The sequence below is a fragment of the Peribacillus sp. genome (assembly GCF_059453735.1).
Genome location: NZ_JAZVJO010000412.1, coordinates 1 through 3,097, shown reverse-complemented (window position 1 = coordinate 3,097; position 3,097 = coordinate 1). Strand labels below are relative to the sequence as shown.

The window sequence follows — 3,097 nt, the reverse complement described above, 5'->3', positions numbered from 1 at the left end:
GTGGAGCTGCCGAGTGATAGACTCGCAGAAGAGCATACGTTTGTGACAGTGGGCAGATTGGTTGAGGAAAAAGGGATATGGGAGGCATTTGAAGCTTGCAGAATACTTGTTGAGCGTGGAATGCAGTTTCGCTGGTATTGGATTGGAGATGGACGGGAGATGAAATCTCTAAAAAAGAAAGTGATAGAGTATGGGCTTGAGGATAGTTTTCACTTGTTAGGGGAAAAAGCAAATCCTTATCCTTATATGAAAAACTCCTCCGTATATGTACAGCCTTCACGAACAGAGGCGCATTGTGTTGCGGTAGAAGAGGCGTTAGTGCTGGAGTGTCCAATAGTGGTGACAGATATCCCTTCCTTTCGTGGTCAGCTCAAGAATAAGCAAACCGGCATGATTGCTGAAAAAGGGCCGACTGGATTGGCTGATGCCATTGAACAATTGTGCACATCCGGTGAGTTATTTATCTCGCTTAAAGAAAATTTATACAAGAGGAACAAGCGGCAATTGAATCAGCTCCATCCGTTGGTAGATTTAATGGAAGGAGAATAGTCTATCGTTTTTATTATACTTCGTGAAGTTTTGCTAAGAAAGTGAGGAAAATCATCATCACTTCATTCTTCACGAATGTTGGAACATAATTCTCTCTAAAACCCTTACAAACGAGGTGAAATTAATTGAAAAGAGTATTTGACTTCAGCATGGCCCTGGCTATGCTGATTCTTTTATGGCCGTTTATATTCATTTTGGCCATTGTAATCAAATATAAATTGGGATCACCCATTCTATTTAAACAAAAGCGTCCCGGTTTATATGCAAAACCATTCCTGCTTTATAAATTTAGGACAATGAAAAATGATTGTGATGAGCATGGGCATTTACTGCCGGATGAGGAACGGCTGATCCCCTTTGGAAGCTGGCTCAGAAAATATAGTCTAGATGAGTGGCCGCAGTTATATAACGTGCTGAAGGGTGAACTGAGCTTTGTTGGACCAAGACCTTTATTAATGGAGTATTTGCCCTATTACACCGTAGAAGAAGCGAAACGCCATTTGGCGGTGCCTGGTATAACAGGCTGGGCTCAAATCAATGGTCGTAATAACATTAGCTGGGAAGAAAAATTTGCATACGATCTATGGTATGTCAATCATCATTCCTTTTGGTTGGATGTGAAAATTTTATTTCTTACCATTAAAAAGGTTATCCATTCTGAAGGCATTACGAAGCAAGGAAAGGCGACAGTAGATTATTTTGAACGCCCAGTGAAGGAGGGATTGAAATGAAATATACACTTATTGGCCATGGAGGGCACAGTAAGGTTATTAAGGATTTAATAGAATCCAGGGATGGCCATCAGATTATTGCTTATCTTGATGATAAGTATGAATTGCCAGATAGCATTTTAGATTTATATATTGGACCGGTTCATTCGATTTATTTCATTTTGAACCAGTTTCCAGATGTCAAAATCGTCATGGCAATTGGAAATAATGCGACGCGAAAAGCAATTGTGGAGAATCTGAATCTTCCAGATGAGCATTATTGTACACTTATTTCTAAAGAGGCCATCATCAGTCCTGGGGCTCGAATAGATGTAGGATCTGTTGTCATGCCTGGTGCCATAATCAACACAGATTCGAAGGTAGGCAAGCATGTGATTGTCAATACGGGGGCTATTATTGATCATGACTGTAGTATTGGGGATTATGCCCATGTTTCACCAAAGGGATGTTTAACCGGATCAGTGACTCTTGAGGAAGGTGTGCTGATTGGGGCGGGAGCTACTGTTATTCCAGAAATAAACATCGGTAAATGGTCCCTAATAGGAGCCGGAGCAACGGTTGTTAAGGATGTTCCGGATTATTGCAGAGCTGTGGGTGTACCCGCCCGAGTTACTGAAATCAGAGAAGGGGGTGGAACCATTGCAGACGGTGGCAAATAAAAAAAGAATACCTCTGGCAACCCCTCATCTAAGTGGTGAAGAAATGATTTTTATAAATGAAGCCCTGGATGATAATTGGATTGCTCCTGCCGGGCCACATGTAGATGCATTTGAGAAAGAAATTGCTGAATTTGCGGGGGTGAAGGGAGCGGTAGCTGTCAATTCAGGGACAGCGGCGATTCATTTAGCGCTTTCTTTAATGAATGTGGGCAAAGGCGATATTGTTTTTTGTTCATCACTTACCTTTATTGCCAGTGCCAATCCAGTGATTTATCAGGGGGCTGAGCTTGTTTTTATTGATTCTGAACCGGAGACGTGGAATATGTCCCCGGAGGCTCTTGAACGAGCGCTTGAATTCGCAGCGAAAAGGCATAAACTTCCTAAAGCTGTTATTGTTGTGGATTTATATGGGCAAAGTGCAAAGATGAATGAGATTTGTGACATTTCTGCTAAATACGGGGTTCCTATTTTGGAAGATGCAGCGGAGGCTCTTGGTTCCTCTTATCATGGCCAATCATGCGGAAGTTTTGGTGAGTTCGGCGTATTTTCCTTTAACGGAAACAAAATTATCACCACTTCAGGTGGGGGTATGCTTTTATCTAATAATACCGAAGCTCTTGAGCGGGCAAAATTTTTAGCCACGCAGGCAAAGGAAATTGCTCCCTATTATCAGCATAAGGAAGTCGGATATAATTATCGGCTAAGTAATATATTGGCAGGAATAGGGAGGGCGCAGTTTGAGGTTTTACAGGAAAGAATTGATAGAAAGAGATTAATCTATGAAAGGTATCGGTCTGCTTTATCGGAAATCGAAGGTCTAAACTTTTTGCCTGAACTCGAACATACTGTCTCGAATCGTTGGTTGACAGTCTTCACACTGGAACATAGAGATGCAGTTACCCATTGCTTGCAGGCGTACGCAAATGAAAATATCGAAGCTAGACCGATGTGGAAGCCATTGCATTTACAGCCACTGTTTAAAGGTGTTGATTTTTTTGCCCACAAGGATGATTTGTGTGTATCTGAACAATTATTCAACCAAGGAATTTGTCTTCCATCAGGTACCAATATGACAGAAGAGGAGATGGAAAGAGTGATTGCCTGTTTGCAGATGACCTTAATGAAGTAAATAATCTGTACTACGGAGGTAGAAAATGA

At 41.6% G+C, this 3,097-nt stretch carries 4 protein-coding genes; all 4 read left to right on the top strand.

The window, feature by feature from the left end; all coding sequences use genetic code 11:
- Window positions 1–549, top strand: a 549-nt coding sequence (locus AC52RT_RS13690) for a glycosyltransferase (protein ID WP_495541256.1), incomplete at its 5' end; no start/stop codon positions are given.
- 125 nt (window positions 550–674) lie between these two features.
- Window positions 675–1,280 (top strand): sugar transferase, encoded by a 606-nt coding sequence (locus tag AC52RT_RS13685; RefSeq protein WP_495541255.1) that lies wholly within the window; start codon window positions 675–677, stop codon window positions 1,278–1,280.
- Window positions 1,277–1,939, top strand: coding sequence for an acetyltransferase (locus tag AC52RT_RS13680; protein WP_495541254.1), 663 nt, complete (start codon window positions 1,277–1,279; stop codon window positions 1,937–1,939). Before AC52RT_RS13685 ends, AC52RT_RS13680 begins: the two co-directional genes overlap by 4 nt.
- The gene (locus AC52RT_RS13675) at window positions 1,929–3,068 is read left to right on the top strand and encodes a DegT/DnrJ/EryC1/StrS family aminotransferase (RefSeq protein ID WP_495541257.1); all 1,140 of its coding nucleotides are present in this window, start codon (window positions 1,929–1,931) and stop codon (window positions 3,066–3,068) included. The genes AC52RT_RS13680 and AC52RT_RS13675 overlap by 11 nt, the downstream gene beginning before the upstream one ends.
- Window positions 3,069–3,097: the final 29 nt, after the last annotated feature.